General features: G+C 70.5%; 30 protein-coding genes. 29 read left to right on the forward strand and 1 reads right to left on the reverse strand.

What is annotated here, in order from left to right; all coding sequences use genetic code 11:
- Positions 1–134: 134 nt before the first annotated feature.
- The 15 genes from ACWEOH_RS12455 (at position 135) to ACWEOH_RS12525 (ending at position 17,695) form a co-directional block, all read left to right on the forward strand.
- Entirely contained in the window at positions 135–1,403 is a 1,269-nt protein-coding gene (locus tag ACWEOH_RS12455; RefSeq protein WP_452031350.1) for an RDD family protein, read from the forward strand.
- Complete coding sequence (locus tag ACWEOH_RS12460) at positions 1,400–5,884, forward strand: FtsK/SpoIIIE domain-containing protein (protein WP_452031352.1); 4,485 nt, start codon at positions 1,400–1,402, stop codon at positions 5,882–5,884. Before ACWEOH_RS12455 ends, ACWEOH_RS12460 begins: the two co-directional genes overlap by 4 nt.
- A 185-nt stretch (positions 5,885–6,069) precedes the next feature.
- The gene (locus tag ACWEOH_RS12465; protein WP_148733778.1) at positions 6,070–6,357 is read left to right on the forward strand and encodes a WXG100 family type VII secretion target; all 288 of its coding nucleotides are present in this window, start codon (positions 6,070–6,072) and stop codon (positions 6,355–6,357) included.
- A 114-nt stretch (positions 6,358–6,471) separates the two neighbouring features.
- Positions 6,472–6,798 (forward strand): hypothetical protein, encoded by a 327-nt coding sequence (locus ACWEOH_RS12470; protein WP_452031355.1) that lies wholly within the window; start codon positions 6,472–6,474, stop codon positions 6,796–6,798.
- A 28-nt stretch (positions 6,799–6,826) separates the two neighbouring features.
- Positions 6,827–8,068: a hypothetical protein gene (locus ACWEOH_RS12475; RefSeq protein ID WP_452031356.1), complete on the forward strand. Its 1,242-nt coding sequence runs from the start codon at positions 6,827–6,829 to the stop codon at positions 8,066–8,068.
- Positions 8,065–8,712, forward strand: a complete 648-nt coding sequence (locus ACWEOH_RS12480; protein ID WP_452031358.1) for a hypothetical protein — start codon at positions 8,065–8,067, stop codon at positions 8,710–8,712. The genes ACWEOH_RS12475 and ACWEOH_RS12480 overlap by 4 nt, the downstream gene beginning before the upstream one ends.
- Complete coding sequence (locus tag ACWEOH_RS12485) at positions 8,709–9,269, forward strand: hypothetical protein (RefSeq protein WP_452031359.1); 561 nt, start codon at positions 8,709–8,711, stop codon at positions 9,267–9,269. Before ACWEOH_RS12480 ends, ACWEOH_RS12485 begins: the two co-directional genes overlap by 4 nt.
- On the forward strand, positions 9,266–10,063 hold the full coding sequence (locus ACWEOH_RS12490; protein ID WP_452031361.1) for a hypothetical protein: 798 nt from the start codon (positions 9,266–9,268) through the stop codon (positions 10,061–10,063). Before ACWEOH_RS12485 ends, ACWEOH_RS12490 begins: the two co-directional genes overlap by 4 nt.
- A 33-nt stretch (positions 10,064–10,096) precedes the next feature.
- Positions 10,097–10,573, forward strand: coding sequence for a DUF6121 family protein (locus tag ACWEOH_RS12495; RefSeq protein WP_452031363.1), 477 nt, complete (start codon positions 10,097–10,099; stop codon positions 10,571–10,573).
- A 112-nt stretch (positions 10,574–10,685) separates the two neighbouring features.
- A complete protein-coding gene (locus ACWEOH_RS12500) occupies positions 10,686–11,339 on the forward strand; it encodes a spermidine/putrescine ABC transporter substrate-binding protein (protein ID WP_452031365.1) in 654 nt (217 codons plus the stop codon).
- A gap of 355 nt (positions 11,340–11,694) precedes the next feature.
- Positions 11,695–12,069 (forward strand): 30S ribosomal protein S12, encoded by a 375-nt coding sequence (rpsL, locus tag ACWEOH_RS12505; protein WP_022889720.1) that lies wholly within the window; start codon positions 11,695–11,697, stop codon positions 12,067–12,069.
- Positions 12,069–12,539, forward strand: a complete 471-nt coding sequence (rpsG, locus tag ACWEOH_RS12510; protein WP_092668506.1) for a 30S ribosomal protein S7 — start codon at positions 12,069–12,071, stop codon at positions 12,537–12,539. The genes rpsL and rpsG overlap by 1 nt, the downstream gene beginning before the upstream one ends.
- A gap of 85 nt (positions 12,540–12,624) precedes the next feature.
- Positions 12,625–14,739 (forward strand): elongation factor G, encoded by a 2,115-nt coding sequence (gene fusA, locus ACWEOH_RS12515; protein WP_452031368.1) that lies wholly within the window; start codon positions 12,625–12,627, stop codon positions 14,737–14,739.
- 115 nt (positions 14,740–14,854) lie between these two features.
- On the forward strand, positions 14,855–16,048 hold the full coding sequence (gene tuf / locus ACWEOH_RS12520; protein ID WP_148733795.1) for an elongation factor Tu: 1,194 nt from the start codon (positions 14,855–14,857) through the stop codon (positions 16,046–16,048).
- Between the two features lie 432 nt (positions 16,049–16,480).
- Positions 16,481–17,695 carry an acyltransferase family protein gene (locus ACWEOH_RS12525; protein ID WP_452031370.1) on the forward strand — a complete coding sequence of 405 codons (1,215 nt, stop codon included), beginning with the start codon at positions 16,481–16,483 and terminating at the stop codon, positions 17,693–17,695.
- Positions 17,696–17,754: 59 nt separating this feature from the next.
- On the opposite strand, the gene ACWEOH_RS12530 is transcribed toward ACWEOH_RS12525, so the two are convergent.
- A complete protein-coding gene (locus ACWEOH_RS12530; protein WP_452031372.1) occupies positions 17,755–18,246 on the reverse strand; it encodes an OsmC family protein in 492 nt (163 codons plus the stop codon).
- Between the two features lie 490 nt (positions 18,247–18,736).
- On the opposite strand from ACWEOH_RS12530, the gene rpsJ reads away from it, so the two are divergent.
- From rpsJ to rplE, 14 genes are read left to right on the forward strand one after another with little or no spacing between them, the layout of a single operon-like run.
- Positions 18,737–19,045 carry a 30S ribosomal protein S10 gene (gene rpsJ, locus ACWEOH_RS12535; protein ID WP_017201594.1) on the forward strand — a complete coding sequence of 103 codons (309 nt, stop codon included), beginning with the start codon at positions 18,737–18,739 and terminating at the stop codon, positions 19,043–19,045.
- Positions 19,046–19,053: 8 nt separating this feature from the next.
- Positions 19,054–19,710: a 50S ribosomal protein L3 gene (gene rplC / locus ACWEOH_RS12540; protein WP_452031375.1), complete on the forward strand. Its 657-nt coding sequence runs from the start codon at positions 19,054–19,056 to the stop codon at positions 19,708–19,710.
- A gap of 3 nt (positions 19,711–19,713) precedes the next feature.
- Complete coding sequence (rplD, locus tag ACWEOH_RS12545; RefSeq protein WP_452031377.1) at positions 19,714–20,376, forward strand: 50S ribosomal protein L4; 663 nt, start codon at positions 19,714–19,716, stop codon at positions 20,374–20,376.
- Positions 20,373–20,675, forward strand: coding sequence for a 50S ribosomal protein L23 (gene rplW / locus ACWEOH_RS12550; protein WP_452031379.1), 303 nt, complete (start codon positions 20,373–20,375; stop codon positions 20,673–20,675). Before rplD ends, rplW begins: the two co-directional genes overlap by 4 nt.
- A 15-nt stretch (positions 20,676–20,690) precedes the next feature.
- Complete coding sequence (gene rplB, locus ACWEOH_RS12555; RefSeq protein ID WP_148733807.1) at positions 20,691–21,530, forward strand: 50S ribosomal protein L2; 840 nt, start codon at positions 20,691–20,693, stop codon at positions 21,528–21,530.
- Positions 21,531–21,542: 12 nt separating this feature from the next.
- Positions 21,543–21,824: a 30S ribosomal protein S19 gene (gene rpsS / locus ACWEOH_RS12560; RefSeq protein ID WP_022889728.1), complete on the forward strand. Its 282-nt coding sequence runs from the start codon at positions 21,543–21,545 to the stop codon at positions 21,822–21,824.
- 25 nt (positions 21,825–21,849) lie between these two features.
- Entirely contained in the window at positions 21,850–22,215 is a 366-nt protein-coding gene (gene rplV / locus ACWEOH_RS12565) for a 50S ribosomal protein L22 (protein WP_452031382.1), read from the forward strand.
- The gene (gene rpsC / locus ACWEOH_RS12570; protein WP_148733811.1) at positions 22,215–22,967 is read left to right on the forward strand and encodes a 30S ribosomal protein S3; all 753 of its coding nucleotides are present in this window, start codon (positions 22,215–22,217) and stop codon (positions 22,965–22,967) included. The genes rplV and rpsC overlap by 1 nt, the downstream gene beginning before the upstream one ends.
- Before the next feature lie 3 nt (positions 22,968–22,970).
- Positions 22,971–23,390, forward strand: coding sequence for a 50S ribosomal protein L16 (rplP, locus tag ACWEOH_RS12575; protein ID WP_148733813.1), 420 nt, complete (start codon positions 22,971–22,973; stop codon positions 23,388–23,390).
- A complete protein-coding gene (gene rpmC / locus ACWEOH_RS12580) occupies positions 23,390–23,713 on the forward strand; it encodes a 50S ribosomal protein L29 (protein WP_452031384.1) in 324 nt (107 codons plus the stop codon). Before rplP ends, rpmC begins: the two co-directional genes overlap by 1 nt.
- A gap of 2 nt (positions 23,714–23,715) precedes the next feature.
- Positions 23,716–24,018, forward strand: a complete 303-nt coding sequence (rpsQ, locus tag ACWEOH_RS12585; protein ID WP_148733815.1) for a 30S ribosomal protein S17 — start codon at positions 23,716–23,718, stop codon at positions 24,016–24,018.
- A gap of 32 nt (positions 24,019–24,050) precedes the next feature.
- Positions 24,051–24,419: a 50S ribosomal protein L14 gene (rplN, locus tag ACWEOH_RS12590; protein ID WP_148733816.1), complete on the forward strand. Its 369-nt coding sequence runs from the start codon at positions 24,051–24,053 to the stop codon at positions 24,417–24,419.
- A gap of 3 nt (positions 24,420–24,422) precedes the next feature.
- Positions 24,423–24,782, forward strand: coding sequence for a 50S ribosomal protein L24 (gene rplX / locus ACWEOH_RS12595; protein WP_148733817.1), 360 nt, complete (start codon positions 24,423–24,425; stop codon positions 24,780–24,782).
- A 2-nt stretch (positions 24,783–24,784) separates the two neighbouring features.
- On the forward strand, positions 24,785–25,378 hold the full coding sequence (rplE, locus tag ACWEOH_RS12600) for a 50S ribosomal protein L5 (protein WP_148733818.1): 594 nt from the start codon (positions 24,785–24,787) through the stop codon (positions 25,376–25,378).
- Positions 25,379–25,426: the final 48 nt, after the last annotated feature.

Below are 25,426 nucleotides of genomic sequence, written 5' to 3' on the forward strand. Positions count from 1 at the left end.
CAGCGACCGGAACGTACCCGGCGGCGTCGCGGCCGCCGGGTACGCTGCTGTGTCGGGGATGGTGACTCCTCCCCATCGACAGCGCCCGCGCGATCGGGTTTGCTGGCTCGTTGACCCTGCACCCGAGGAGCCACGTGAGCATCACCATGCACGTCGACGACGCGCCTGCGCCCGGTCTCGACGCCGCCGGGCGACCCGACCCGGCGTACGCGGCCCGTCTCGGACTCCGGCCCGCGCCGTCGGGTCGACGCGCCGCCGCGTTCACGCTCGACGCCGCCGCGTATGCGCTGGCGGCGTCGCCGGCGATCGTCGGCGCGGTGCTGCTGGCGAACGCGATCGTCGGGTCGGATGCCGCGACCGGCGTCGATCCGTCGTCGCTCGTGCTGCCCCTCGTGCTCGTCGCCGTCGGGCAGCTGCTCGTGACCGCGTTCGGCATCGCGCAGCTCGCGATGCACGGACGACGCGGCGTCACGCTGGGCAAGCGCGCGCTCGGACTCCGCTCGGTGCAGGTCGCCGACTTCGGACGCGCCGGGTTCTGGCGCGTCGTGCTGCGCGTGCTCGTGCTCTGGGCGTCGCAGGTCGTGCTGCCGCTCGTCGGACCCGCGCTGATGTTCGCATCGGGACTCTGGGACCCCGAGCAGCGCGGACGCAGCTGGCTCGACCGCGTCGGACGCTGCTGGGTCCTCGACGTGCGCGAGGGACTCGACCCGTTCGACCTCAAGGCGCTGCGCCACGCGCGCCGACAGCTCGACGCGCCGGCCGCCTCGGTCGCGCGCATGCCGTCGCTCGCGACGGATCGCGGGGTCGACGAGGAGACGTTCATCCCGCAGGCGCGCTCCGCCTCGGGGGTCGTCGCCGCAGTGGCCGAGGCCGGCGCATGGACGCCGCCGCCGATCGCGGCGCCAGCGGCGTCGTCGGCGGCGGTCGCGTCGCCGGGGGCGCCGGCCGTCGCGGCATCCGGTGCCGTGCCCGCTCTCGCCGTCGCGGCATCCGGTGCCGTGCCCGCCCCCGCCGTGGCGCCCGCCCCCGCGGCCGCGACCGCGCCGACCTCGTCGCCCGCCCCCGCCGCCGTGTTCGCGTTCGACGACGGCAGCCGCCTCGATGCCTCGGGCACCGGCCTCCTCGGCCGCCGCCCCGCGCGAGCCGATGGCGACCCTGCGGGCACCCTGCTCGTGCCCCTCGCCGACGACTCCATGGGCATCTCGAAGACCCACGCACGCTTCGACGTCGACGACGCCGGCATCTGGATCACCGACCGCTGGTCGCGCAACGGCACGAGCGTCGCCGCGCCGGGCCGCGCCCCGGTCGAGCTCGTCCCCGGCGCGCGCACGCGCGTGGACGGCGGCACGAAGGTCGAGCTCGGCGGCCGCTGGTTCGTCGTCGAGGAGGTGACGGCCCGATGAGGCTGAAGCTGGGCCTGCGCCGCCAGTCCGGCGCCGCCGCCGACGTCGTCGTGACGACCGACGCGACGGCGACGGTCGGCGACGTGGCGCGATCGATCGCCGATGACGATCCCGCGTCGGCGCACCTGCCGCGGCATGCTGGGCCGTTGACGCTCGCGGTCGCGCCGCCCACGTCGAGCGAGCCCGTCGTGCTCGACCCCGACCTGCTCGTCGCCGACGCGCCCATCGGCTCGGGCTTCAACGCGGCCGTGGTGTCGCCGAGCGCACGACGCGCGGCCGATGCGGGCACCGTCGCGATCCTGCACGTGCACACCGGGCCCGAGGCCGGCCGCCAGGTGCCGCTCGGCCGCGGCCAGCACGTCATCGGGCGCAGCGCCGACGCCGACGTCGTGCTGCAGGACGCCCTCGTCTCCAAGCGCCACGCGCGCATCGAGGTCGACCAGGCCGTCGAGCTCGTCGACCTCAACTCCGCGAACGGCCTCATCGTCGACGGCGGCCCCATGACGCGCATCCGGGTCATCCCCGGCCAGCGCGTCACGATCGGCGACACCGACGTGTCGTTCTCCATGGTCGCGGGCACGGATGCCGCGGCCGACCCCGTGCTCGAGCGCGGCGGCGCGCTCATGTTCAACCGCTCGCCCCGCGTCGAGGCCCGCTACCCGGGCACCGAGCATCCGCAGCCGCGCATCCCCACCGAGGAGAACCCGCGGCTGTTCCCCTGGCCGATGATCGTCTCGCCGATGATCGCCGGCCTCGCGATCTTCGCGCTCAACGGTCGCCCGGCGTCCCTCCTCATCGTCGTGCTCTCGCCGCTCATGCTGCTCGCGAACTGGTTCGGCTCGCGCACGCAGTCGAGCCGCAAGCTCAAGCAGGAGATCGAGACCTTCGAGGTGCAGCTCGAGGAGCTCGAGGAGACGCTGACGCGCGAGGTCGTCGTCGAGCGCGAGCGCCGGCAGGGCGAGACCCCGCCCGTCGCGGTCGTCTACGAGCAGGCGATGCGGCTCGGTCCGATGCTCTGGACGCGGCGCCCCGAGCACTGGAACTTCCTCGCGCTCCGGCTCGGGGTCGGCTGCGCGCCGAGCCGCAACACGATCGCGACGTCCGAGGCGGCGCTGCCCGGCATCGTCACGTACGCCCGTCAGGTGGAGGTGCTGCGCGACCGCTTCGCCGAGATCGACGACGTCCCCGTCATGGAGCTCCTCACGAGCTCCGGGGCGCTCGGCGTCGCCGGGCCGATGCACCTCGCGGCAGACGCCGTCCGCGGCCTCGCCGTGCAGCTGTTCGGCCTGCACGCGCCGAACGAGGTCGTCGCGGCTGCGATCGTGGACCCCGCCTGGAGCCGGGAGCTGGAGTGGCTGAAGTGGCTGCCGCACACGTCGAGCGCGCGGCATCCGCTCGCCGACGTCGCGCTCGCCGACAGCCAGTCGGCCGGGGCGAGCCTGCTGAGCGCGCTCGAGGAGACGATCCTCGAACGGCTGTCGGCCTCGGCCGCGCGCCGCGGACCGCTCGCCGACACGAAGGCGTCGATGTTGCGCGGTGCCGACATCGGCTCGCCGTCGGGCGAGCGCTCCGACGACCCGCGGCCGGACAGCGCGCTCATCCTCTTCGTGTCGGCGGATGCCCCGGTCGACCGCCCGCGGCTCATCCAGCTCATCGAGCGCGGGGCCGACGCCGGCATCCACACGGTGTTCGTCGGCCCGACGGTCGAGTCGCTGCCGGCCGCGTGCCGCACCTTCGTCGACGTGACCGCCGGCCTCGACCGGGCCACGGTCGGCGTCGTGCGCTCGGGCGCGGAGTACGCAGGTGTACGCGTCGAGGGCGTGTCGGCCAGGTACGCCGAGGTCTTCGCGCGCCGACTGGCTCCCGTCGTCGACGCGAGCACCGTGGTCGAGGACTCGAGCGACCTGCCCCGCAGCGTCTCGATGCTCACGCTCATCGGCGACGAGTTCGCCTCGAGCCCCGCGGGGGTCGTCGACCGCTGGCGGCAGAACAACTCGGTCGTCGACCGGTCGGGTGCGAAGCTGCCCCGGCTGAAGCGCGCCGGCACGCTGAAGGCGTTCATCGGCCAGTCGAGCCCCGACGCGATGACGCTCGACCTGCGCACGCAGGGGCCGCACGCGCTCGTCGGCGGCACGACCGGTGCGGGCAAGTCGGAGTTCCTGCAGGCGTGGGTGCTCGGCATGGCCGCGCAGTACAGCCCCGACCGCGTCACGTTCCTCTTCGTGGACTACAAGGGCGGCTCCGCCTTCGCCGACTGCGTCGACCTGCCGCACTGCGTGGGCCTCGTGACCGACCTCAGCCCGCACCTCGTGCGACGCGCGCTCACGAGCCTGCGCGCCGAGCTGCACCACCGCGAGCACCTGTTCAACCGCAAGAAGGCGAAGGACCTGCTCGAGCTCGAGAAGCGCCAGGACCCCGAGACGCCGCCGGCGCTCGTGCTCGTCATCGACGAGTTCGCGGCGCTCGCCGGAGAGGTGCCCGAGTTCGTCGACGGCGTCGTGGACATCGCGCAGCGCGGCCGGTCGCTCGGCATCCACCTCATCATGGCCACGCAGCGCCCCGCGGGCGTCATCAAGGACAACCTCCGCGCGAACACGAACCTGCGCGTGGCCCTGCGCATGGCCGACGAGTCGGACTCCCGCGACGTCGTGGGCGATGCGGTGGCCGCGGGCTTCGACCCGTCGATCCCCGGGCGCGGCATCGCGAAGACCGGGCCTGGACGGCTCGTGCCGTTCCAGTCGGCGTACGCCGGCGGCTGGACCACCGCCGAGGTGGCCGAGGCGGAGGTGAAGGTCGCCGAGCTGCGGTTCGGCTCGACGATCACCTGGGAGTCGGACGCCGAACCCGAGAGCGACGCGCACGACGAGGACCCGGGTCCCAACGACCAGAAGCGCATGGTGCGCACGTTCATCGCCGCGGCCGCCGAGGCCGGTGTTCCGGCGCCGCGACGTCCGTGGCTCGACGAGCTCGCCGCGACGGTCGCCGTCGAGTCGCTGCCGCAGCGCGGCGACGCCGAGATCGTCTTCGGCCTCGCCGACGTGCCCGAGCGGCAGCTGCAGGCGCCCATGGCCTTCGTGCCCGACCGCGACGGCGCCATGCTCGTCTACGGCACGAGCGGCTCGGGCAAGTCGACCGCGCTGCGAACGCTCGCGGTCGGCATCGGGCTGCGTCCCGACCTCGGTGCGGCCGAGGTGTACGGGCTCGACTTCGGCGCCGGCGCCCTGCGGTCGCTCGAGGCACTGCCGCACGTGGGCTCCGTCGTGTCGGGCGACGACCCCGAGCGGGTGCAGCGCCTGCTGCGCACGCTCAACGAGGTGCTCGATCGCCGTGCCAAGGCGCTCAGCGACGCGAACGCCGCGACCCTCACGGAGTACCGCGAGCTGACCGGCCGCGACGAGCCGCGCATCCTGCTCCTGCTCGACGGCTTCGCCGCGTTCAAGACCGAGTGGGACTCCACCACCGTGCGCATGCCGTTCTACAACGTGGTCATGCGCATCCTCGGCGAGGGCCGCCCGCTCGGCGTGCACGTCGTGGCGACGGCCGACCGTGCCGGCGCGGTGCCGACGGCGGTGAGCGCGAACGTCACGAAGCGCGTCGTGCTGCGCCTCAGCGACGAGTCGGGCTACCAGGTGCTCGGCGCGCCGAAGGACGTGCTCACCGAGCGCTCCGCTCCCGGCCGCGCGATCGTCGAGGGCTTCGAGACGCAGCTCGCCGTGCCCGGCGGCACTACGAACGTCGCCGAGCAGACCCGCGTGCTCGAGTCCCTCGCACGCGAGCTGCGTGCCCGCGGCGCTCGCGACGTCCCGCCGATCGGCTCGCTGCCCGCGGTCTTCGGGGCCGCCGAGCTGCCCTCGACCGTGGGGGAGGAGCCCGCGCTCGGCATCGCCGACGACACGCTCGCGCCGATCGGGTTCGAGCCCGTCGGCACGTTCGCGGTCACCGGCCCGCCGCAGAGCGGCAAGACGAACGCCATGCGCGCCATCGTCGACGCGGTGCGCCGGTTCGACCCAGAGGTGAAGCTCTTCCACCTGGCCGGACGCCGGGCGCAGCTCGCCGACCACGCGCCGTGGGTGCGCAGCGCCACCACGGTCGACGGGGTGAAGCTCCTCGCCAAGGAGCTCGTGGACGTCGTGGGCGACGCCGACGTGCCCGGACGATTCGTCATCGTGGTCGAGAACGTCACGCAGTTCGCCGACTCCGACGCCGAGCGACCGCTCAAGGAGCTGTTCCAGGCGATCAACCGCAGCGATCACTTCCTCGTGGGCGACGCGGAGGTGGCGACGCTCTCGGCCGGGTTCGGCTTCGTCGGCGACTTCAAGGCGGGCCGTCGCGGGCTGGCGCTGAAGCCCGACGCGTTCGACGGCGACTCCGTGTTCAAGACGCCGTTCCCGAAGGTCAAGCGCTCGGACTTCCCCGAGGGCCGCGGCATCTTCGTGCAGAACGGCCGGATCATGACCGTGCAGGTCCCGCTCGCGGGCTGATCCGCGGCGCCACCGTGCCGTGGAGACCGCCCGGCGTGGGCCTCGGCGACGCGGTCGACGAGGTGGGGAGTGGGCGGGGAGCAGGGTGGGGAGTGCTCCCCATGTGACCCGCGTTCGACCTTCCGTACTGTGGAGCACACCGGCCCGGACGAGGGTTCGGACCGATCGAACGGAAGGATCCCCCGATGGCGGATTTCGGCGCCTCCTACGGCGAGATGGAAGCGATGGCCAACAAGCTGAACGACGCGCGTGACGACATCCAGTCGCAGCTCGACCAGCTGAAGAACTCGGTGGACTCGCTGCTCGGCAACGACTTCAAGACGCAGCACGCGTCGGGCAAGTTCGGCCAGGGCTACGAGGAGCTCACCACCGGCCTCAAGAACGCGGTCGACGGCATCGGCGAGATGGGCGAGGCCCTCCGCGGCATGATGCAGGCGATCCAGGACCTCGACCAGCAGCTCGCCGGCCGCTGACGCATCGCACGGCGGGAGGCATGATCCTCCCGCCGTGCGTCGTCCCCGAGGCATCCGACGCGCGGATGCCGCGCCCCCACCCACGCACACCGCACACGACCGAGGAGCCCGCTGGTGACCGACATCCTGATCGAGTACTCCGTGCTGAACGAGCTCAACGGATCGCTGAAGCAGATCATCGTCGAGCTCGAGAAGGCCGAGGAGCGCGCCACGAGCCTCGAGGGCGACATCGGCGACCCCTACGGCCGCGACACGCTCCGCGAGGCGGCGGAGGAGTTCGAGGACGGCTGGGACGACCGCCGCGCCGCGCTCAAGGAGGACCTCATGAAGATCCAGGAGCGCGTCGAGGCGACCGGCAAGGGCTGGGCCGAGTGGGACACCGCGGCCGCCAAGGAACTCGCCGTCGAGGCGAACGAAGTCGACACCATGCCCCGGGCCTGACCCCGAGATCACGAGGAGCACCAACTAGATGGAGCCGTCACCCGCCGGGAACCCGATCGAGGTCGTCACCGGCAACGCCTTCGGCATCCGCACGCGCGGGCGCGCGATCGAGGACCTCGGCGACCAGATGATCGGCGCGGCCGGCGTGCTGCGGGCCATCGCCGACAACGGCGTGCCGCAGCAGGGCCTCTCGATCGACAAGATCAAGGAGGTCATCGGCGAGATCGACGGCGAGCTGAAGCTCGCCGGCGAGCGGTACAAGCCGTCGGGCACCGCGCTCGTGGCCTACGCGGACGCCCTCGACGGCGTGCAGCAGCAGATGCGCCTCATCGTGCCGCGCTGCCAGGACGCGTGGGACGACTACCAGGCCGCGCTCGGCCGCTACCAGGACGCCAACCACCCGCTGCCGCCCGGCCAGGCCGGCACGCCGCCGGCCGGTGGCGGGCAGAGCCCCGAGCAGGAGGCGCACGACCGCGACATCCAGTCGGCGCTGAACCGCGCGAACGACGCCTACGACGAGTTCCTCGCCGAGGCCCGCAGCTTCGACACGCAGTTCGAGACGTGGGAGGACGCGTTCGAGGCTGCGTCGAACGGCATCCGCGACGCCACCGGCGGCGGCATCTCCGACGGGTTCTGGGACGACGTCGACGGTTTCGTGGCCGGCGTGCTCGTCGTGCTGCAGTGGGCCGGGATCGTGCTCGCCGTGCTCGCGTTCGTCATCGGCGGTCCCATCATCGCGGCGCTCGGCGCGATCGTCGCCATCGCGACGCTCGCCATCACGATCTACCAGAAGGCCCGCGGCGACACGGGCTGGCTCGAGTTGGGACTCGCCATCGTGGGCGTCATCCCGTTCGGCAGCCTCGCCAAGTTCTCGGGCGGGTTCAAGCCCGGCATGACCGGCTTCCTCGACGACATGGTCGGCGGCCTCGGCACCTCGGGCAGCCGCGCGATCATCGGCAACGCCATCCGCCGGTTCCCCGACACCTACGGCATCAGTCGCGCGTTCGGCGCCTCGCCGTTCACCTCGTTCGTCGCCGCCGCCCGCGGCGGGCACTCGGGCGCCGACATCGCGGCCCGCCTCATGGGCATCGGGTTCGGCGACGAGTCGACCCGGGCGATGTCGAACGGCTGGGGCGCAGCGGCCCACGTCTTCGGCCACTACGGTTGGGTGGTGAACTCCCCGCTGAACGCCGGCATGACGATCGCCGACGCGGTGGGCGACCTCTTCGAGAACGACGTCGAGACCTGGGAAGCCCAGCTCGCCGCGTGACCGACCCCATCCACGACCGGAAGGCCGGCATGAACCTGCGCGACGAGCTGCTGGGCACCGCCCGCCCCGTGCCCGAGTACACCCTCGTCCTGCCCTCGGGCTGGGCCGAGTACGACGCGACGGCCGAGTCCGAACGTGAGCTCCTGCGCCTCGCGAGCACGCGGCTCCGGCAGCAGCACCGCCCCGACCTCGACGCACAGTTGCGGGCGCTGACCGGCCGCGCGTTCGCCGGCCTCCGCTCGGCGAACACGCACCGCATCTACCTCCAGACCGAGGCGTGGGCCGACGAGCTCGTGCTGCCGCTGTCGATCACGGCCGCGGTGCGCTCGGCGCCCGGCGGCGGCACGCTCGACGCGATCGTCGCCGAGCTCATCCGCGACGGCGCGACCTCGCTGCACGGCGACAAGCGCTTCGTGCGCTGGGAGCGCGACACCACCGTCGCGGTCGGCACCACGACCGTCGGGCAGCGCACGGCCGCCTACCTCACGCCGTTCCCCGACCGTCGCACGAAGGCGCTGCAGTTCACCGCCGTGGCCGTGCACCCCGTCGACGACCCGACCGAGGCGTGGCGCCCGGTGGTCGAGCGGATGCTGGAGCTCACCGACGCCGTCGTGAGCACGTTCGCGTGGCGGGCGACCGCATGAGGCTCGACGTCGAGGTGGACGAGCGCTACTGGGCGCACCTGCCGGGCGAGTTCCCGTCGGACGCCCATGCCGACCGCGGCGCCTGGGAGCGCGACGTCGTGGCTCGGTACCTCGCGGTCCGGCCCGATGCCGACGACGCGACGCGGGCCGCCGCGGCCGGCATCGCCGAGGCGGCGGTCGACGGCCTCATGCCCTCGGCGCTGTTCGGGCTCCTGTTCTGGCCGACCCGCCGGGCGGAGGCCGCGCTGCTGCACGTCGACCTCGCGCCGACGCTCCGGCCGGGCGACGATCCCGTGCGGGAGCTCCTCGACGGCGTCCCCACCGCCCTGCCGCCCAGCGTCGATCCGGTCGAGGTGCCGGGGGTCGGCAGCGGCGTCGCCGTGCGGTTCGTGCTGCCGGCCGCACCGGGCGAGACGCCCGTCGCGGGCATCGGCTACGTGCTGTCAGGCCCGCAGGGATCGGTGCGCATCGTCTCGTCGCCCACCAGCACGACCATGGTCGGCATGCTCGACGGGCCGCTGCGCGAGCTCGTGGGCACGCTCCGCTTCGTCGCATGACCGAGCCGAGCGCCCCGGTGGCGGCCAGGCCCACCGCGACCGAGTACGCCCGAGCCGTGTCCGGCGATGCTGAGCGGTTCGACTGGACCGAGTTCGAGCGCAGCCTGCTCTCGCGGCGCGCCGACCTCCTCGAGCAGTGGGAGTCCGCGTTGCGGGACCTGCGCGCGCCGCGGCGTGCCTCCGCCTGGCGTGGGGCGGGCGTGTTCGTGCTGTCGATCCTGCCGTTCGTCGTGCCGGGGTTCCTCGTCATCGGCATCCGCACCGACCAGCCGCTCGCGGGCTGGCTCGCCGCCGCGCTCGTGCTCTCGCTGGCACACGTCGTGTTCCGCCTCGTGCAGCTCCGCGCCGCCCGTCGCGGCGCCGCTCCCGACGCGCCGCAGGGCCTCGTGCTGGCCGGCGTCTCGGTCGCGTTCGCCGTGCTCGCCGCGGTGCTCGCGGCGCTCATCGCGATCCTGCGCCCGCAGCCGCTCGCCTGGCCAGCGGCGATCGCCGCCGTCGCGATGGCCGCGGTCCTGGTGACCTGGGTCGTCGCCGAGCGCCGTCGCAGCCGTGCGGCCGGCACCGCGGATGCCGCGCCCGGCGACGCCGTGGGGGCGCTTCGCGCCGCGGTCGACCGGCTCGCGCCGAACGACCGGGCCGCCATCGAGCGCGATCGCGACGACGCCCTCGAGCTGCTCGTGCGCAACGGCGTCTGCTCCGACGACGAGCGACGCGACGCTGCCGGCGCACCGCTCGGCGGGATCGCGCGGTGGGCCTGGGCCGCCGAGCGCCGAGCCTCCGACGCGCGCGGCTGACCGTCGTCGCGACGGCGGCGTACGCTCGGAACGATGGACCTCTCCCGTCGCAACGCCTGGGTCGTCGCCGCCTTCGCCGCCGCCCTGGACTTCGCCGCGATCGTGTGCGCGTGGGGATTCGTGAGCCTGCTGACCGACGCCGACGTGATCGCGGCTCCCGATGCGGGCCTGTTCGTCGGGCCGGCGGCGGCCGGGGCATCCGTCGCGGCCGTGCTGCTCACGCTCGCGCACACGCTGCGGCGCCCCGAGCGGCAGCTGCCGAGCGTGCTCTTCTCGGCGCTCTGGAGCTGGGTGGCGCTCGTCGTCGTGGCGACCGTCGGCTACGCGATCGCGACCGGGACGCTGCTCGCCGCGCTGCTCTTCGGCCTCGGGCTCGGCGTCACGTGGTTCGGGCTGCTCGTCCCGGCGCTCGCCGCCGTGGTCGCCTCGTTCGCGGTGCTCGTCGCACGCGGACGCTCGAGCGGCATGGCCCGTCCGCGGTGGCCGTGGGAGCGCGACGACGAGGAGTGACGAGCGCTCCGGGCTCGTCGACGACGGACCCCGAGCCCGTCGAAGGGCGTGCGCCGCGCCATCCGGTCGCCGGATCGGGGGCCGCCGCGCGGTCGCGCAGTATCGTGAACGCGTGGAGGGTTCGATCGAGGCGCGCGTGAGCCACGAGGTCGACCGATGGCTGGCGTGGTTGCCGAGGTGGCGGCCCGGCACGCATCGCGGCCGCGTGCGGCTCTGCACGCGCTGCTTCGGATCGCCCATCCTCGCCGCAGCCGGCCTCGACGTCGACGTCCCGCACCCCGTGCAGCACGCGTTCTCGATGCGCATGAAGGGCATCATCGATGGCGCCGTCGACGACTACACCGCACGCAACCTGCCGATGCTGCACCGCGAGATCCGACTCGCCGAGGAACGCAAGGCGCGGAGGCCGTACCGCGCGGGCGAGGGCCTCGACCCCGAGTTCCTCGGACTCGACCTCGACCCCGAGCCCGTGCCCGACCAGCCGTTCCTCTTCACCCTGACCGGCCTCGAGGCCGACACGGCGGCCGAGGCGAACGAGCCCGCGCCACGCCCGTTCACGCCCGAGGAGAAGGAGGCCCTGCGCGAGGAGGTGCGCATGGCCGACGAGTTCGCCAAGCAGCTCGGACGACGCATCTGCGTGGAGCTCGCCCAGCACCGCGAGCGGATCGGCGCGGCCGTCGTCGCCTACGTCGAGCCCCAGGTCGAGGAGCTGCTCGCCGACCTCGACCGCGAGCTCGACGCTCCGGGTTGGCCGGGAATGCCCTGAGAACCGCCGACGTTGCATGACACGGTGGAGTGCGCGAGCCCCGGCCACGCGCGGGTTCCGCCCTCGGAGAACGTGCCGCCCGCGGCATCCGTCGTCATTTGACCGTGAGGTTACGCGGCATTACCATTGAGCGGGTGTGCGCGTTGACGCGCGCTTGAACCGTGCCCGCCGGCAGATCTGCAGATCGACCGGCGGCACGTCTCCGGTTCGCACCAGAACGCACACGCCAGGGCACCCGACGGGTCGCCCCCACGGCATACCCACCACTCCAAGGCCCCGCAGCTCTGCGGTGCCGGTGGGTCGTGATGTGAATTCCATCAACCGCTGTCACCGTGCAGCACAACGAGGAGAAGCAGTGCCAACCATTCAGCAGTTGGTCCGCAAGGGTCGCTCGCCGAAGGTCACCAAGACCAAGGCTCCCGCCCTGAAGGCCAACCCCCAGCAGCGCGGCGTGTGCACGCGCGTGTACACCACCACCCCCAAGAAGCCGAACTCGGCGCTCCGCAAGGTCGCCCGTGTGAAGCTCTCGAACGGCACCGAGGTGACCGCCTACATCCCCGGCGAGGGCCACAACCTGCAGGAGCACTCGATGGTGCTCGTCCGCGGCGGTCGTGTGAAGGACCTCCCCGGCGTGCGCTACAAGATCATCCGCGGCGCGCTCGACACGCAGGCCGTCAAGAACCGCAAGCAGGCTCGTAGCCGCTACGGCGCGAAGATGGAGAAGAAGTAATGCCTCGCAAGGGACCCGCTCCGAAGCGCCCCGTCGTCGCCGACCCCGTCTACGGCTCGCCGGTCGTCAGCCAGCTCGTCAACAAGATCCTGATCGACGGCAAGAAGGACCTCGCGCAGCGCATCGTCTACGAGGCGCTCGAGAACGTCGCGAACAAGTCCGGCCAGGACGCCGTCGCCACCCTCAAGAAGGCGCTCGACAACGTGCGCCCCACCCTCGAGGTGCGCTCGCGCCGCGTCGGCGGTTCGACCTACCAGGTCCCCGTCGAGGTCAAGCCGCACCGCGCCAACACCCTCGCCCTTCGCTGGCTCACGAGCTACGCGAAGGCCCGCCGCGAGAAGACGATGACCGAGCGTCTCACCAACGAGATCCTCGACGCGTCGAACGGCCTCGGTGCCGCCGTGAAGCGTCGCGAGGACACGCACAAGATGGCCGAGTCGAACCGCGCCTTCGCCCACTACCGCTGGTAGCAGGTGAGCGGATGCCGCGAGGCCCGCGCCCGCGGCATCCGCTGCACCAACCCCATCCGAACCTGAACTCCCCCGGAGGAACCCCGTGGCACTTGACGTGCTCACCGACCTGAGCAAGGTCCGCAACATCGGCATCATGGCGCACATCGATGCCGGCAAGACCACCACCACCGAGCGCATCCTGTTCTACACGGGCGTCAACCACAAGATCGGCGAGACGCACGACGGCGCGTCGACGACCGACTGGATGGAGCAGGAGAAGGAGCGCGGCATCACGATCACGTCGGCCGCCGTGACCTGCTTCTGGAACAAGAACCAGATCAACATCATCGACACGCCCGGCCACGTGGACTTCACGGTCGAGGTGGAGCGCTCGCTCCGCGTGCTCGACGGTGCGGTCGCCGTCTTCGACGGCAAGGAGGGCGTCGAGCCCCAGTCCGAGACCGTGTGGCGTCAGGCCGACAAGTACAACGTCCCCCGCATCTGCTTCGTCAACAAGATGGACAAGCTCGGCGCGGACTTCTACTTCACGGTCGACACCATCGTCAGCCGCCTGGGCGCCAAGCCGCTCGTGCTGCAGCTGCCCATCGGCGCCGAGAACGACTTCGTCGGCGTCATCGACCTCATCGAGATGCGGGCCCTCGTGTGGCCCGGCGACGCCAAGGGCGACGTGACGATGGGTGCGAAGTACGAGATCCAGGAGATCCCGGCCGACCTCAAGGAGAAGGCCGAGGAGTACCGCAACACGCTCCTCGAGACCGTCGCCGAGACCGACGACGCGCTGCTCGAGAAGTTCTTCGGCGGCGAGGAGCTCACCGTCGAGGAGATCAAGGGCGCGATCCGCAAGCTCACGGTCAACTCCGAGATCTACCCCGTGCTCTGCGGCTCGGCCTTCAAGAACCGCGGCGTGCAGCCCATGCTCGACGCCGTCATCGACTACCTGCCGTCGCCACTCGACGTGCCGGCGGTCGAGGGTCGCAACCCGCGCAACGAAGAGGAGATCATCGAGCGTCACCCCGACGCGAACGACCCCTTCGCCGCGCTCGCGTTCAAGGTCGCGGTGCACCCGTTCTTCGGTCGCCTCACCTACATCCGCGTGTACTCGGGCCACCTCGACTCCGGCGGCCAGGTCGTGAACTCGACCAAGGGCAAGAAGGAGCGCATCGGCAAGATCTTCCAGATGCACGCCAACAAGGAGAACCCGGTCGACTCGGTCACCGCGGGCAACATCTACGCGGTCATCGGCCTCAAGGACACGACCACGGGCGACACCCTGTGCGACCCCGACAACCAGGTCGTCCTCGAGTCCATGACGTTCCCGGCCCCGGTCATCGAGGTCGCGATCGAGCCCAAGACCAAGGCCGACCAGGAGAAGCTGGGCACCGCGATCCAGAAGCTGGCCGAGGAGGACCCGACCTTCCGCACCGAGCTCAACCAGGAGACGGGCCAGACCGTCATCAAGGGCATGGGCGAGCTGCACCTCGACATCCTCGTCGACCGCATGAAGCGGGAGTTCAAGGTCGAGGCCAACGTCGGCAAGCCGCAGGTCGCGTACCGCGAGACCATCAAGCGCGCCGTCGAGAAGCACGACTACACCCACAAGAAGCAGACGGGTGGCTCGGGCCAGTTCGCGAAGATCCAGTTCGCGCTGGAGCCCCTCGAGATCGAGGGCGACAAGACGTACGAGTTCGAGAACAAGGTCACCGGTGGCCGCGTCCCGCGCGAGTACATCCCCTCGGTGGACGCCGGCTTCCAGGACGCCATGCAGTACGGCATCCTCGCGGGCTACCCGATGGTGGGCGTCAAGGGCATCCTGCTCGACGGCGCCGCCCACGACGTCGACTCCTCGGAGATGGCGTTCAAGATCGCCGGCTCGATGGGCTTCAAGGAGGCCGCTCGGAAGGCGAACCCGGTTCTGCTCGAGCCGCTCATGTCCGTCGAGGTGCGCACCCCTGAGGAGTACATGGGTGACGTCATCGGCGACCTGAACTCGCGTCGCGGTCAGATCCAGTCGATGGAGGACGCCGCCGGCGTCAAGGTCGTGCGCGCGCACGTCCCGCTCTCGGAGATGTTCGGGTACATCGGCGACCTGCGGTCGAAGACCTCGGGCCGTGCCGTGTACTCGATGGAGTTCGAGAGCTACGCGGAGGTCCCGAAGGCAGTCGCCGACGAGATCGTCCAGAAGAACAAGGGCGAATAGCCCTGGGAGCGCTGCCCGACCGGGTCGCGTAACATAACAACACAACCCCCGTAGCCAACCGTGCGCAATCCAGCGCCCGGCGACGGCTGCATGAAAGTCCTGAGGAGGACCCACAGTGGCTAAGGCCAAGTTCGAGCGGACCAAGCCGCACGTCAACATCGGTACGATCGGTCACGTCGACCACGGCAAGACGACGCTCACCGCGGCGATCTCGAAGGTGCTCGCCGACAAGTACCCGTCGGCAACCAACGTGCAGCGTGACTTCGCGTCGATCGACTCGGCTCCCGAGGAGCGCCAGCGCGGCATCACGATCAACATCTCGCACGTCGAGTACGAGACGCCGAAGCGCCACTACGCGCACGTCGACGCCCCGGGTCACGCCGACTACATCAAGAACATGATCACCGGTGCCGCCCAGATGGACGGCGCGATCCTCGTGGTCGCGGCGACCGACGGCCCGATGGCCCAGACCCGCGAGCACGTGCTGCTTGCGAAGCAGGTCGGCGTGCCCTACCTGCTCGTCGCGCTGAACAAGGCCGACATGGTCGACGACGAGGAGATCCTGGAGCTCGTCGAGCTCGAGGTCCGCGAGCTGCTCTCGAGCCAGGGCTTCCCCGGCGACGACGCTCCGGTCATCCGCGTCTCGGGCCTCAAGGCGCTCGAGGGCGACGCGCAGTGGACCCAGTCGGTCCTCGACCTCATGGACGCCGTCGACGAGTCGATCCCCGACCCCGTGCGTGACAAGGACAAGCCGTTCCTCATGCCGATCGAGGACGTCTTCACCATCACCGGTCGTGGCACGGTCGTCACGGGTCGCGCCGAGCGCGGCACGCTGAAGATCAACTCCGAGGTCGAGATCGTCGGCATCCGCCCGACGCAGAAGACCACGGTCACGGGTATCGAGATGTTCCACAAGCAGCTCGACGAGGCGTGGGCCGGCGAGAACTGCGGTCTCCTGCTCCGCGGCACCAAGCGCGAGGACGTCGAGCGCGGCCAGGTCGTCGTGGCCCCGGGCTCGGTCACCCCGCACACCAACTTCGAGGGCACTGCGTACATCCTCTCGAAGGAGGAGGGCGGCCGTCACAACCCGTTCTACGCGAACTACCGCCCGCAGTTCTACTTCCGCACCACCGACGTCACCGGCGTCATCACGCTGCCCGAGGGCACCGAGATGGTCATGCCCGGCGACACCACCGACATGACGGTCGAGCTCATCCAGCCGATCGCCATGGAGGAGGGCCTCGGCTTCGCCATCCGTGAGGGTGGTCGCACCGTGGGCGCCGGCACGGTCACGAAGATCATCAAGTAGCACCCTTCGCGTCGCTCGCGGCGCGGAACCGACACGGGGTCGGGCCTTCGGGTCCGGCCCCGTTTCGCGTCCCGGCACGGGGTCGGGGCTGCGCGGACGCTGCGGGGGTCCGGCCCCGTTTCGCGTCCCGGCACGGGGTCGGGGCTGCGCGGATGCCGCGAGGCATCGCCCCTTTCGTCGTGCCTGCGTCAGCACCGAGGCGAATGCGGGAACTTTCGAGGGTCCGGCGGCGTGCCGCGGGCGCGGCACGCCGGGAACGCGCCGGAAGTTCCTGCATTCGCGACAGGAACGCGGCGTCCGGGCACGGCATTCGGGCGCGGGATCCGGTACGCGCGACCACGTCCGAGCGGGCGCGTATCGTGCGGCGGGAGCCGCGTCAAGTGCGGTCACGGCGATTCGGCCACACCTCTCGAACGGGTTACCCTTGACCGGATGGCAGGTTCCCCCACGCCAGTGCCCCGCACCACCGTACGGCCCGAGATCCAAGCGCTCCGGGCCGTCGCCGTGGGCGCCGTCGTCCTCCACCACGGGTGGCCGGCCGTGGCCCCCGCCGGCTACATGGGTGTCGACGTGTTCTTCGTCGTCTCGGGCTACCTCATCACGGCCCTGCTCCTCCGCGAGGTCGCCCGCACGGGCCGCATCTCGCTGGGCGACTTCTACCTGCGCCGGGCGCGCCGGATCCTGCCCGCTGCCGTGGCGGTGCTCCTCGCTGTCTCCGCTGCCACGCTGGCCGTGGTGCCGCAGCAGGACTGGGCCGACTGGTTCCGCCAGATCGTGGCGAGCGCGCTGTACTACGAGAACTGGCAGCTCGCGGCCGACTCGCAGGTCCCCGCCCGGGCCGACCTCGCGTCGACGCCCGTGCAGCACTTCTGGTCGCTGTCAGTAGAGGAGCAGTTCTACCTCGTCTGGCCCTTGCTGCTCATCCTCGGCGTGCTCGTCGCCCGCCGACGCGGGCGCTCGGTCGTCACCCCGCTCCTGGTCGTGCTCGGCGTCGTCACGGCGGCCTCGTTCGCGCACTCGATGGTGCTCACCGCAGCCGACCACAACCTCGCGTACTTCTCGACGATCGCGCGCACGTGGGAGTTCGGCGCCGGCGGCCTGCTGGCGGTGCTTGCTGCGTCGCCGATGGCGGGCCGCGAGCGCCTCCGCAGCGCAGTCTCCTGGGCGGGCCTCGCGCTCATCGTCGTGCCGATCGTCACGTTCCGCGATCCGCAGGGCTTCCCGGGCCCGTGGGCGCTCCTGCCGGTGGTGGGCACGCTCGCCGTGATCTGGGCCGGCATGCCGGCGACCCGGTGGTCGACCGCCCGCCTCGCCGGCCTGGCGCCCGTGCAGTGGATGGGCGACGTCTCCTACTCGCTGTACCTCTGGCACTGGCCGATCTTCATGTTCACGCCGTTCCTCATCGGGATGCCGAGCCCGGCGTGGGTCATGGCGCTGCTGGTGGTGCTGTCGCTCCTCGTCGCAGGGCTCTCGAAGCGCCTCATCGAGGACCCGTTCCGCACGCGGACCAACCCGGTCGCTGCGCGGCCGGCCGTGCTCCTCGGCGCGATCGGCGTCGTGGTGGCTGCGGTGGTCGGCGCGGGGCTGGTCGCACCGGGCGTCGCGGCCGAGCGGCAGATGGCCTGCGAGCGGTCCGACGCGAACTGAGCGCGGCGCGCCGTAGGCGCCGAGCGGATGCCACGTGCGCGGCGCTGCCGCAGCATCCGTCAGCGCGGTGCGTGCCGGAGCTCGGTGCCGTCGACGGTCGTGGGCAGCTCGACCACCTCGTCGATCGTGCGGGCCACGGTGCATCCGCGCTCGATCGCCTTGGTCATCACGTCGAGGAGCTGCTGCCGCTCGTCGGCGTCGAGCGCCGACAGGTCGAGGAGGAACTCCTCGTCGATGCGGTGGTAGCGGTTGTCGTCGGCCGACTTGCCGTGCGCCCAGACCGTGAGGGCGAAGTCCTCGCCCAGTCGGCGCGCCGTGACACGGTCGGCGCTGAGGCCCGAACAGGCGATGAGGGCGAGCTTCAGCAGCTCCCCGGGCGTGAAGTGCTCGCCCTCGAGCTCGGGGCCGCCGACGCGCAGCGTCGCGCCGCGCTCGTTGAGCCCCTCGTACATGCGCGGGCCGATCCGCGCGACCGAGACGCTGCCCGGTCCGATGCGCTCGCTCACGGCGTGCGCGTGCTGGGTGGTGGGCTGCTCGTCTGCGGTCGTCATCCCTCGATTCCACCACTCCGGGAGGCCCGCGGCATCCGCAAACCGACAGGAGCCTGTGAACCCGCGGAGCGCGACACGCCCGGGTTGCACGGAGGGGCCCGGCTATGGCAAACTCGTTGGGTTCAACATTTCGAACGCGCGCCTTGTTGCGCGCCGTTTCGGATCACTGCCAGGCAGTGCATAACCACCGGAAACCGCGAGGTCACCGGGTCAGGTTAGGCCGCAGGCAGCAGAACACGACAATCGACACCCACCACTCACGGGGGAACCCGTGTGTGTTCGCGCGGGCGACACGCCCGAGCGCGGGGGTCGGGCTCGGGGTCGAGCGTGTCGAGGCCACCGCGGCTGTCCAACAGCGCAGCGGGGTGCCTTCGACAGGCTCGATCAACGGCCGTTGACAGCAGAACAGTGGTGCTCCATACAAGCAGTGCTACGCGGCGTCCAATGCCCTCGGAAGGGGTACGACGCCTTGACAGAGAGAGAGTCAGCAATGGCGGGACAGAAGATCCGCATTCGACTGAAGTCGTACGACCACGAGGTCATCGACACCTCGGCGCGCAAGATCGTCGACACGGTGACCCGCGCGGGCGCCACGGTCGTCGGCCCCGTGCCGCTTCCGACGGAGAAGAACGTGGTGTGCGTCATCCGCTCGCCCCACAAGTACAAGGACAGCCGCGAGCACTTCGAGATGCGCACCCACAAGCGCCTCATCGACATCGTGGACCCGACGCCCAAGGCCGTCGACTCGCTCATGCGTCTCGACCTCCCGGCCGACGTCAACATCGAGATCAAGCTCTGAGGTACCTGATGTCCACCGCTACCAAGAACGTGAAGGGTCTGCTCGGCACCAAGCTCGGCATGACCCAGGTGTGGGACGAGAACAACAAGCTCGTGCCCGTCACCGTCATCGAGATCGCCCCCAACGTGGTGACCCAGCTGCGCACCCCCGAGAAGGACGGCTACGAGGCCGTGCAGATCGCCGCGGGCGCCATCGACCCCCGCAAGGTCAACCAGCCCGCCGCCGGCCACTTCAAGGCCGCCGGCGTGACCCCGCGCCGCCACCTCGCCGAGGTCCGCACCGCTGACGCGGCGAGCTACGAGCTCGGCCAGGAGCTCACGGTCGACGGCACCTTCGAGGCCGGCCAGCTCGTCGACGTCGTCGGCACGAGCAAGGGCAAGGGCTTCGCGGGTGTCATGAAGCGCCACAACTTCAAGGGCGTCTCGGCTTCGCACGGTTCGCACCGCAACCACCGCAAGCCCGGCTCGATCGGTGCGTCCTCGACGCCCAGCCGTGTCTTCAAGGGCATGCGCATGGCCGGTCGCATGGGTGGCGAGCGCGTCACCGTCCTCAACCTCCGCGTGCACGCCGTCGACGCCGAGAAGGGCCTGCTGCTCGTCAAGGGCGCGGTTCCCGGTGCTCGCGGCCGTCTCGTGTTCGTCCGCAACGCAGTGAAGGGGGCGTAGTCCATGGCTACCGCGACCAACACCATCGACACCCTCGACGTCACCGGCAAGAAGTCCGGCACGGTCGAGCTCCCCGCTGAGCTCTTCGACGTGCAGACCAACGTGCCGCTGATCCACCAGGTCGTCGTCGCCCAGCTCGCCGCGGCGCGCCAGGGCACCCACAAGACCAAGACCCGCGGCGAGGTCTCCGGCGCCGGCCGCAAGCCCTTCAAGCAGAAGGGCACGGGCCGCGCCCGCCAGGGCTCGATCCGCGCGCCGCAGATGACCGGCGGTGGCATCGTCCACGGCCCGCAGCCGCGCGACTACTCGCAGCGCACCCCCAAGAAGATGATCGCCGCCGCCCTGCTCGGCGCGCTCTCCGACCGCGCCCGCGGCGGCCGCGTCCACGCGGTCGAGGCCTTCGTGGCCGGCGACGTGGCGAAGACCCGCGACGCGATCGCGCTCCTCGAGGGCATCGCCCCCGCCAAGCACTACCTGGTCGTGCTCACGCGCGACGAGGAGCTCAGCGAGCGCGCGGTGCGCAACATCCAGACCGTGCACGTGCTGCCGGTCGACCAGCTCAACGCCTACGACGTGCTCGTCGCCGACGACATCGTCTTCAGCACGGCCGCGCTCGAGGCGTTCATCGCCGCGAAGCAGGCGAAGAAGGAAGAGGTCTCCGCATGAGCGCCGCGAACAACAAGGACCCGCGCGACATCATCATCGCGCCCGTCGTCTCGGAGAAGAGCTACGGCCTGATCGACGAGGGCAAGTACACGTTCATCGTGGACCCCCGCTCGAACAAGACCGAGATCAAGCTCGCCATCGAGAAGATCTTCAACGTGCAGGTCGCGTCGATCAACACCCTGAACCGTCAGGGCAAGACCCGCCGCACCCGGTTCGGCATCGGCAAGCGCAAGGACACCAAGCGCGCGATCGTCACCCTCAAGTCCGGTTCCATCGACATCTTCACGGCTGTCGGCTGAGGAGCATAGAGAAACATGGCTATTCGTAAGTACAAGCCCACGACCCCGGGTCGTCGCGGTTCGTCGGTCGCCGACTTCGCGGAGATCACGCGTTCGACGCCCGAGAAGTCGCTGCTCCGCCCGCTGTCCAAGACCGGTGGCCGCAACAACCAGGGCCGCATCACGACGCGTCACATCGGTGGTGGCCACAAGCGCCAGTACCGCGTGATCGACTTCCGTCGCAACGACAAGGACGGCGTGCCCGCCAAGGTCGCGCACATCGAGTACGACCCGAACCGCACCGCGCGCATCGCGCTGCTGCACTTCGTGGACGGCACCAAGCGCTACATCCTCGCGCCGAACAAGCTGCAGCAGGGCGACCCGATCGAGTCGGGTCCCAACGCCGACATCAAGCCCGGCAACAACCTGCCGCTGCGCAACATCCCGACCGGTACGGTCATCCACGCCATCGAGCTCCGCCCCGGCGGCGGCGCGAAGATGGCGCGTTCGGCCGGTGCCGCCGTCCGCCTGGTGGCGAAGGACGGCCCCTACGCGCAGCTGCGCCTGCCCTCGGGCGAGATCCGCAACGTCGACGCGCGCTGCCGCGCGACCGTCGGCGAGGTCGGCAACGCCGAGCAGTCGAACATCAACTGGGGCAAGGCCGGCCGCAAGCGCTGGAAGGGCGTCCGCCCGACGGTCCGCGGTGTCGCGATGAACCCGATCGACCACCCGCACGGTGGTGGTGAGGGCAAGACCTCCGGTGGTCGCCACCCGGTGAGCCCCTGGGGTCAGCCCGAGGGCCGCACGCGTCGCCCCAACAAGGAGAGCGACAAGCTCATCGTCCGTCGTCGCACCGTCGGCAAGAAGCGCAAGTAGGAGTAAGAGAAGATGCCTCGCAGTCTCAAGAAGGGCCCCTTCGTCGACGAGCACCTGCTTCGCAAGGTCGTCGTCCAGAACGAAGCCGGCAGCAAGAACGTCATCAAGACGTGGTCGCGCCGCTCGATGATCATCCCGGCCATGCTCGGCCACACGATCGCCGTGCACGACGGCCGCAAGCACATCCCGGTGTTCGTCACCGAGACCATGGTGGGCCACAAGCTCGGCGAGTTCGCGCCCACCCGCACCTTCCGTGGACACGTGAAGGACGACAAGAAGGGCCGCCGCCGCTGACCGCGGTGGCGTGAAGGAGGAAGAAATGGTGGAGTCGATCGCCCGCGTGCGACACATCCGCGTCACCCCCATGAAGGCTCGCCGCGTCGTCGACCTGATCCGCGGCAAGCAGGCTCAGGAGGCCCTGGCCATCCTGAAGTTCGCACCCCAGGGTGCGAGCGAGCCCGTGTACAAGCTCGTCGCCTCGGCCATCGCGAACGCTCGCGTCAAGGCCGATGCCTCGAACACCTACCTGGACGAGCAGGACCTGTACATCACGCGCGCATTCGTCGACGAGGGCACCACCCTCAAGCGATTCCAGCCGCGTGCGCAGGGCCGTGCCTTCCGCATCAACAAGCGCACGAGCCACATCACCGTCGTGCTCGGCACGCCCGAGGAGGGTACGAAGTAATGGGTCAGAAAGTCAACCCGTACGGCTTCCGTCTCGGCATCACCACCGACCACGTGTCGCGCTGGTTCTCCGACTCGACGAAGCCCGGTCAGCGCTACGCCGACTACCTCGCCGAGGATGTCAAGATCCGTCGCCTGCTCCAGACGTCGCTCGACCGTGCGGGCGTGTCCCGCATCGAGATCGAGCGCACCCGCGACCGCGTCCGCGTGGACATCCACACGGCGCGTCCCGGCATCGTGATCGGCCGCCGCGGCGCCGAGGCCGAGCGCATCCGCGCCGACCTCGAGAAGCTCACCGGCAAGCAGATCCAGCTCAACATCCTCGAGGTGAAGAACCCCGAGGCCGACGCCCAGCTCGTCGCCCAGGGCATCGCCGAGCAGCTCTCCGCCCGCGTGGCGTTCCGCCGCGCGATGCGCAAGGGCCTGCAGGGCGCGCAGCGCGCCGGCGCCAAGGGCGTCCGCATCCAGGTGTCGGGCCGTCTCGGCGGCGCCGAGATGAGCCGCTCGGAGTTCTACCGCGAGGGCCGCGTGCCCCTGCACACGCTCCGCGCGAACATCGACTACGGCTTCTACGAGGCCAAGACCACGTTCGGCCGCATCGGCGTGAAGGTCTGGATCTACAAGGGCGACATCACCAACAAGGAACTCGCGCGCGAGCAGGCGGCCCAGAAGCCGTCCCGCGAGCGCAGTGACCGTCCCCGCCGCGACCGTGCCCCCAAGGCCGAGCCGGTGGCAGCAGGAGTTGAGGCATAAACCATGTTGATTCCCCGTCGAGTCAAGTACCGCAAGCAGCACCACCCCGGCCGTTCGGGCCAGGCCACCGGCGGCACGAAGGTCACCTTCGGCGAGTTCGGCATCCAGGCCCTGAGCCCCGCCTACGTGACGAACCGCCAGATCGAGTCCGCTCGTATCGCGATGACCCGTCACATCAAGCGTGGCGGCAAGGTGTGGATCAACATCTACCCCGACCGTCCGCTCACGAAGAAGCCGGCCGAGACCCGCATGGGTTCCGGTAAGGGTTCGCCCGAGTGGTGGGTCGCCAACGTCAAGCCGGGTCGCGTCCTCTTCGAGGTCTCGGGCGTCTCCGAGGAGCTCGCTCGCGAGGCCATGACCCGTGCCATCCACAAGCTGCCCCTCAAGGCACGCATCATCAAGCGCGAGGAGGGCGACGCATAATGGCCGTCGGAACCAAGGGGCTCGAGACCATCGAGCTCGACACCTTCGAAGACGAGCGACTCGTCGACGAGCTGAAGAAGGCCAAGGAAGAGCTGTTCAACCTGCGCTTCCAGTCGGCCACCGGCCAGCTCGAGAGCCACGGCCGCCTTCGTGCGGTCAAGCGCGACATCGCCCGCATCTACACGGTCATCCGTGAGCGCGAGCTCGGCATCCGTGCCACGCCCGCCCCGGTCGAGGCTCCGGCCAAGGCCGAGAAGAAGACGAAGAAGGCCAAGGCCGAGGCTGACGCCCCGGCCGAGGCCGCAGAGACGAAGGAGGCCTGATCATGGCTGAGACCAAGAAGGCTGATGCAGCCGAGGTCGCCGAGACGGCCTCGCACCGCCCGTACCGCAAGGTGCGTCGCGGTTACGTCGTCAGCGACAAGATGGACAAGACCATCGTCGTCGAGGTCGAGGACCGCGTGAAGCACCCGCTCTACGGCAAGGTCCTGCGCCGCTCGTCGAAGGTCAAGGCGCACGACGAGCAGAACACCGCCGGCATCGGCGACCTCGTCGTGATCAGCGAGACCCGTCCCCTCAGTGCCACCAAGCACTGGCGCCTGGTCGAGATCGTCGAGAAGGCCAAGTAAGCCCCCGGCTTGCTTGAGAGAAGGAATCCAAGATGCTTCAGCAGGAATCGCGCCTGAAGGTCGCCGACAACACCGGCGCCAAGGAGCTGCTCACGATCCGTGTCCTCGGTGGTTCGAAGCGCCGGTACGCCGGCCTCGGCGACGTCATCGTCGCGACCGTCAAGGACGCCATCCCCGGCGGCAACGTCAAGAAGGGCGACGTGGTCAAGGCCGTCGTCGTCCGCACCGTGAAGGAGACCCGTCGTCCCGACGGCTCCTACATCAAGTTCGATGAGAACGCCGCGGTGATCCTCAAGAACGACGGTGACCCCCGTGGCACCCGTATCTTCGGACCGGTCGGCCGCGAGCTCCGCGACCGCAAGTTCATGAAGATCATCTCGCTGGCACCGGAGGTTATCTGAGTCATGGCCAACATCAAGAAGGGTGACCTCGTGCAGGTCATCTCGGGCCGCAGCCAGGCCCGCGGCGGAGACCGCGGCAAGCAGGGCAAGGTCATCGAGGTGCTCGTCGCCGAGAACCGCGTCGTGGTCGAGGGCGTGAACTTCGTCACGAAGCACGTCCGCGTCGGCCAGACCCAGCGCGGCACGAAGACCGGCGGCATCGAGACCCACGAGGCCCCCATCCACGTCTCGAACGTCGCGCTCGTCGACCCCGAGTCGAAGAAGCCGACCCGCGTCGGCTTCCGCACCGAGACCGTCACCAAGGACGGCGTCACCAAGACGGTCCGCGTCCGCTACGCGAAGAAGTCAGGTAAGGACCTGTAACGATGACTGACACCGCGACTGCCGCGCCGGCTGGCAAGATCCAGCCGCGCCTCAAGCAGAAGTACAAGAGCGACATCACGAAGGCGCTCACCGAGGCCAACGGGTACACCAACCCGCACCAGGTCCCGGGCCTCGTGAAGATCGTCGTGAACATGGGCGTGGGCGAGGCCGCCCGCGATGGCAAGGTCATCGACGGCGCCATCGCCGACCTCACCCGCATCACCGGCCAGAAGCCGCAGGTCACCAAGGCCCGCAAGTCCATCGCGCAGTTCAAGCTGCGCGAGGGCCAGCCGATCGGCGCGCACGTCACGCTGCGCGGCGACCGCATGTGGGAGTTCCTCGACCGCCTGCTCTCGCTGGCGCTGCCCCGCATCCGCGACTTCCGCGGCCTGTCGGACCGCCAGTTCGACGGCACGGGCAACTACACCTTCGGCCTCGTGGAGCAGTCCGTGTTCCACGAGATCGACCAGGACAAGATCGACCGCGTCCGCGGCATGGACATCACCGTGGTGACCACCGCCAAGACCGACGACGAGGGTCGCGCGCTGCTCAAGGCGCTCGGCTTCCCGTTCCGGGCGACCACGCCCGAGAGCTGAACTCCGGATGCCGCGGGCGAGGCGTCCGCGGCATCCACCCGGTGACGG

It is taken from the genome of Agromyces sp. NPDC004153, assembly GCF_053603635.1.

Excerpts from the sequence above, each read along its gene's own strand:
- rplN (WP_148733816.1), top strand. The coding sequence starts at position 24,051 with ATGCTTCAGCAGGAATCGCGCCTGAAGGTCGCCGACAACACCGGCGCC.
- ACWEOH_RS12530 (WP_452031372.1), bottom strand. The coding sequence starts at position 18,246 with ATGACGACCGCAGACGAGCAGCCCACCACCCAGCACGCGCACGCCGTG.
- ACWEOH_RS12490 (WP_452031361.1), top strand. The coding sequence starts at position 9,266 with ATGACCGAGCCGAGCGCCCCGGTGGCGGCCAGGCCCACCGCGACCGAG.
- ACWEOH_RS12495 (WP_452031363.1), top strand. The coding sequence starts at position 10,097 with ATGGACCTCTCCCGTCGCAACGCCTGGGTCGTCGCCGCCTTCGCCGCC.
- rplE (WP_148733818.1), top strand. The coding sequence starts at position 24,785 with ATGACTGACACCGCGACTGCCGCGCCGGCTGGCAAGATCCAGCCGCGC.
- ACWEOH_RS12475 (WP_452031356.1), top strand. The coding sequence starts at position 6,827 with ATGGAGCCGTCACCCGCCGGGAACCCGATCGAGGTCGTCACCGGCAAC.
- rplW (WP_452031379.1), top strand. The coding sequence starts at position 20,373 with ATGAGCGCCGCGAACAACAAGGACCCGCGCGACATCATCATCGCGCCC.
- rplX (WP_148733817.1), top strand. The coding sequence starts at position 24,423 with ATGGCCAACATCAAGAAGGGTGACCTCGTGCAGGTCATCTCGGGCCGC.
- rplB (WP_148733807.1), top strand. The coding sequence starts at position 20,691 with ATGGCTATTCGTAAGTACAAGCCCACGACCCCGGGTCGTCGCGGTTCG.
- ACWEOH_RS12460 (WP_452031352.1), top strand. The coding sequence starts at position 1,400 with ATGAGGCTGAAGCTGGGCCTGCGCCGCCAGTCCGGCGCCGCCGCCGAC.
- rplV (WP_452031382.1), top strand. The coding sequence starts at position 21,850 with ATGGTGGAGTCGATCGCCCGCGTGCGACACATCCGCGTCACCCCCATG.
- ACWEOH_RS12465 (WP_148733778.1), top strand. The coding sequence starts at position 6,070 with ATGGCGGATTTCGGCGCCTCCTACGGCGAGATGGAAGCGATGGCCAAC.
- rplC (WP_452031375.1), top strand. The coding sequence starts at position 19,054 with ATGTCCACCGCTACCAAGAACGTGAAGGGTCTGCTCGGCACCAAGCTC.
- ACWEOH_RS12485 (WP_452031359.1), top strand. The coding sequence starts at position 8,709 with ATGAGGCTCGACGTCGAGGTGGACGAGCGCTACTGGGCGCACCTGCCG.
- rpsC (WP_148733811.1), top strand. The coding sequence starts at position 22,215 with ATGGGTCAGAAAGTCAACCCGTACGGCTTCCGTCTCGGCATCACCACC.
- rplP (WP_148733813.1), top strand. The coding sequence starts at position 22,971 with ATGTTGATTCCCCGTCGAGTCAAGTACCGCAAGCAGCACCACCCCGGC.
- rpsG (WP_092668506.1), top strand. The coding sequence starts at position 12,069 with ATGCCTCGCAAGGGACCCGCTCCGAAGCGCCCCGTCGTCGCCGACCCC.
- rplD (WP_452031377.1), top strand. The coding sequence starts at position 19,714 with ATGGCTACCGCGACCAACACCATCGACACCCTCGACGTCACCGGCAAG.
- rpsS (WP_022889728.1), top strand. The coding sequence starts at position 21,543 with ATGCCTCGCAGTCTCAAGAAGGGCCCCTTCGTCGACGAGCACCTGCTT.
- rpsQ (WP_148733815.1), top strand. The coding sequence starts at position 23,716 with ATGGCTGAGACCAAGAAGGCTGATGCAGCCGAGGTCGCCGAGACGGCC.
- ACWEOH_RS12525 (WP_452031370.1), top strand. The coding sequence starts at position 16,481 with ATGGCAGGTTCCCCCACGCCAGTGCCCCGCACCACCGTACGGCCCGAG.
- rpmC (WP_452031384.1), top strand. The coding sequence starts at position 23,390 with ATGGCCGTCGGAACCAAGGGGCTCGAGACCATCGAGCTCGACACCTTC.
- rpsJ (WP_017201594.1), top strand. The coding sequence starts at position 18,737 with ATGGCGGGACAGAAGATCCGCATTCGACTGAAGTCGTACGACCACGAG.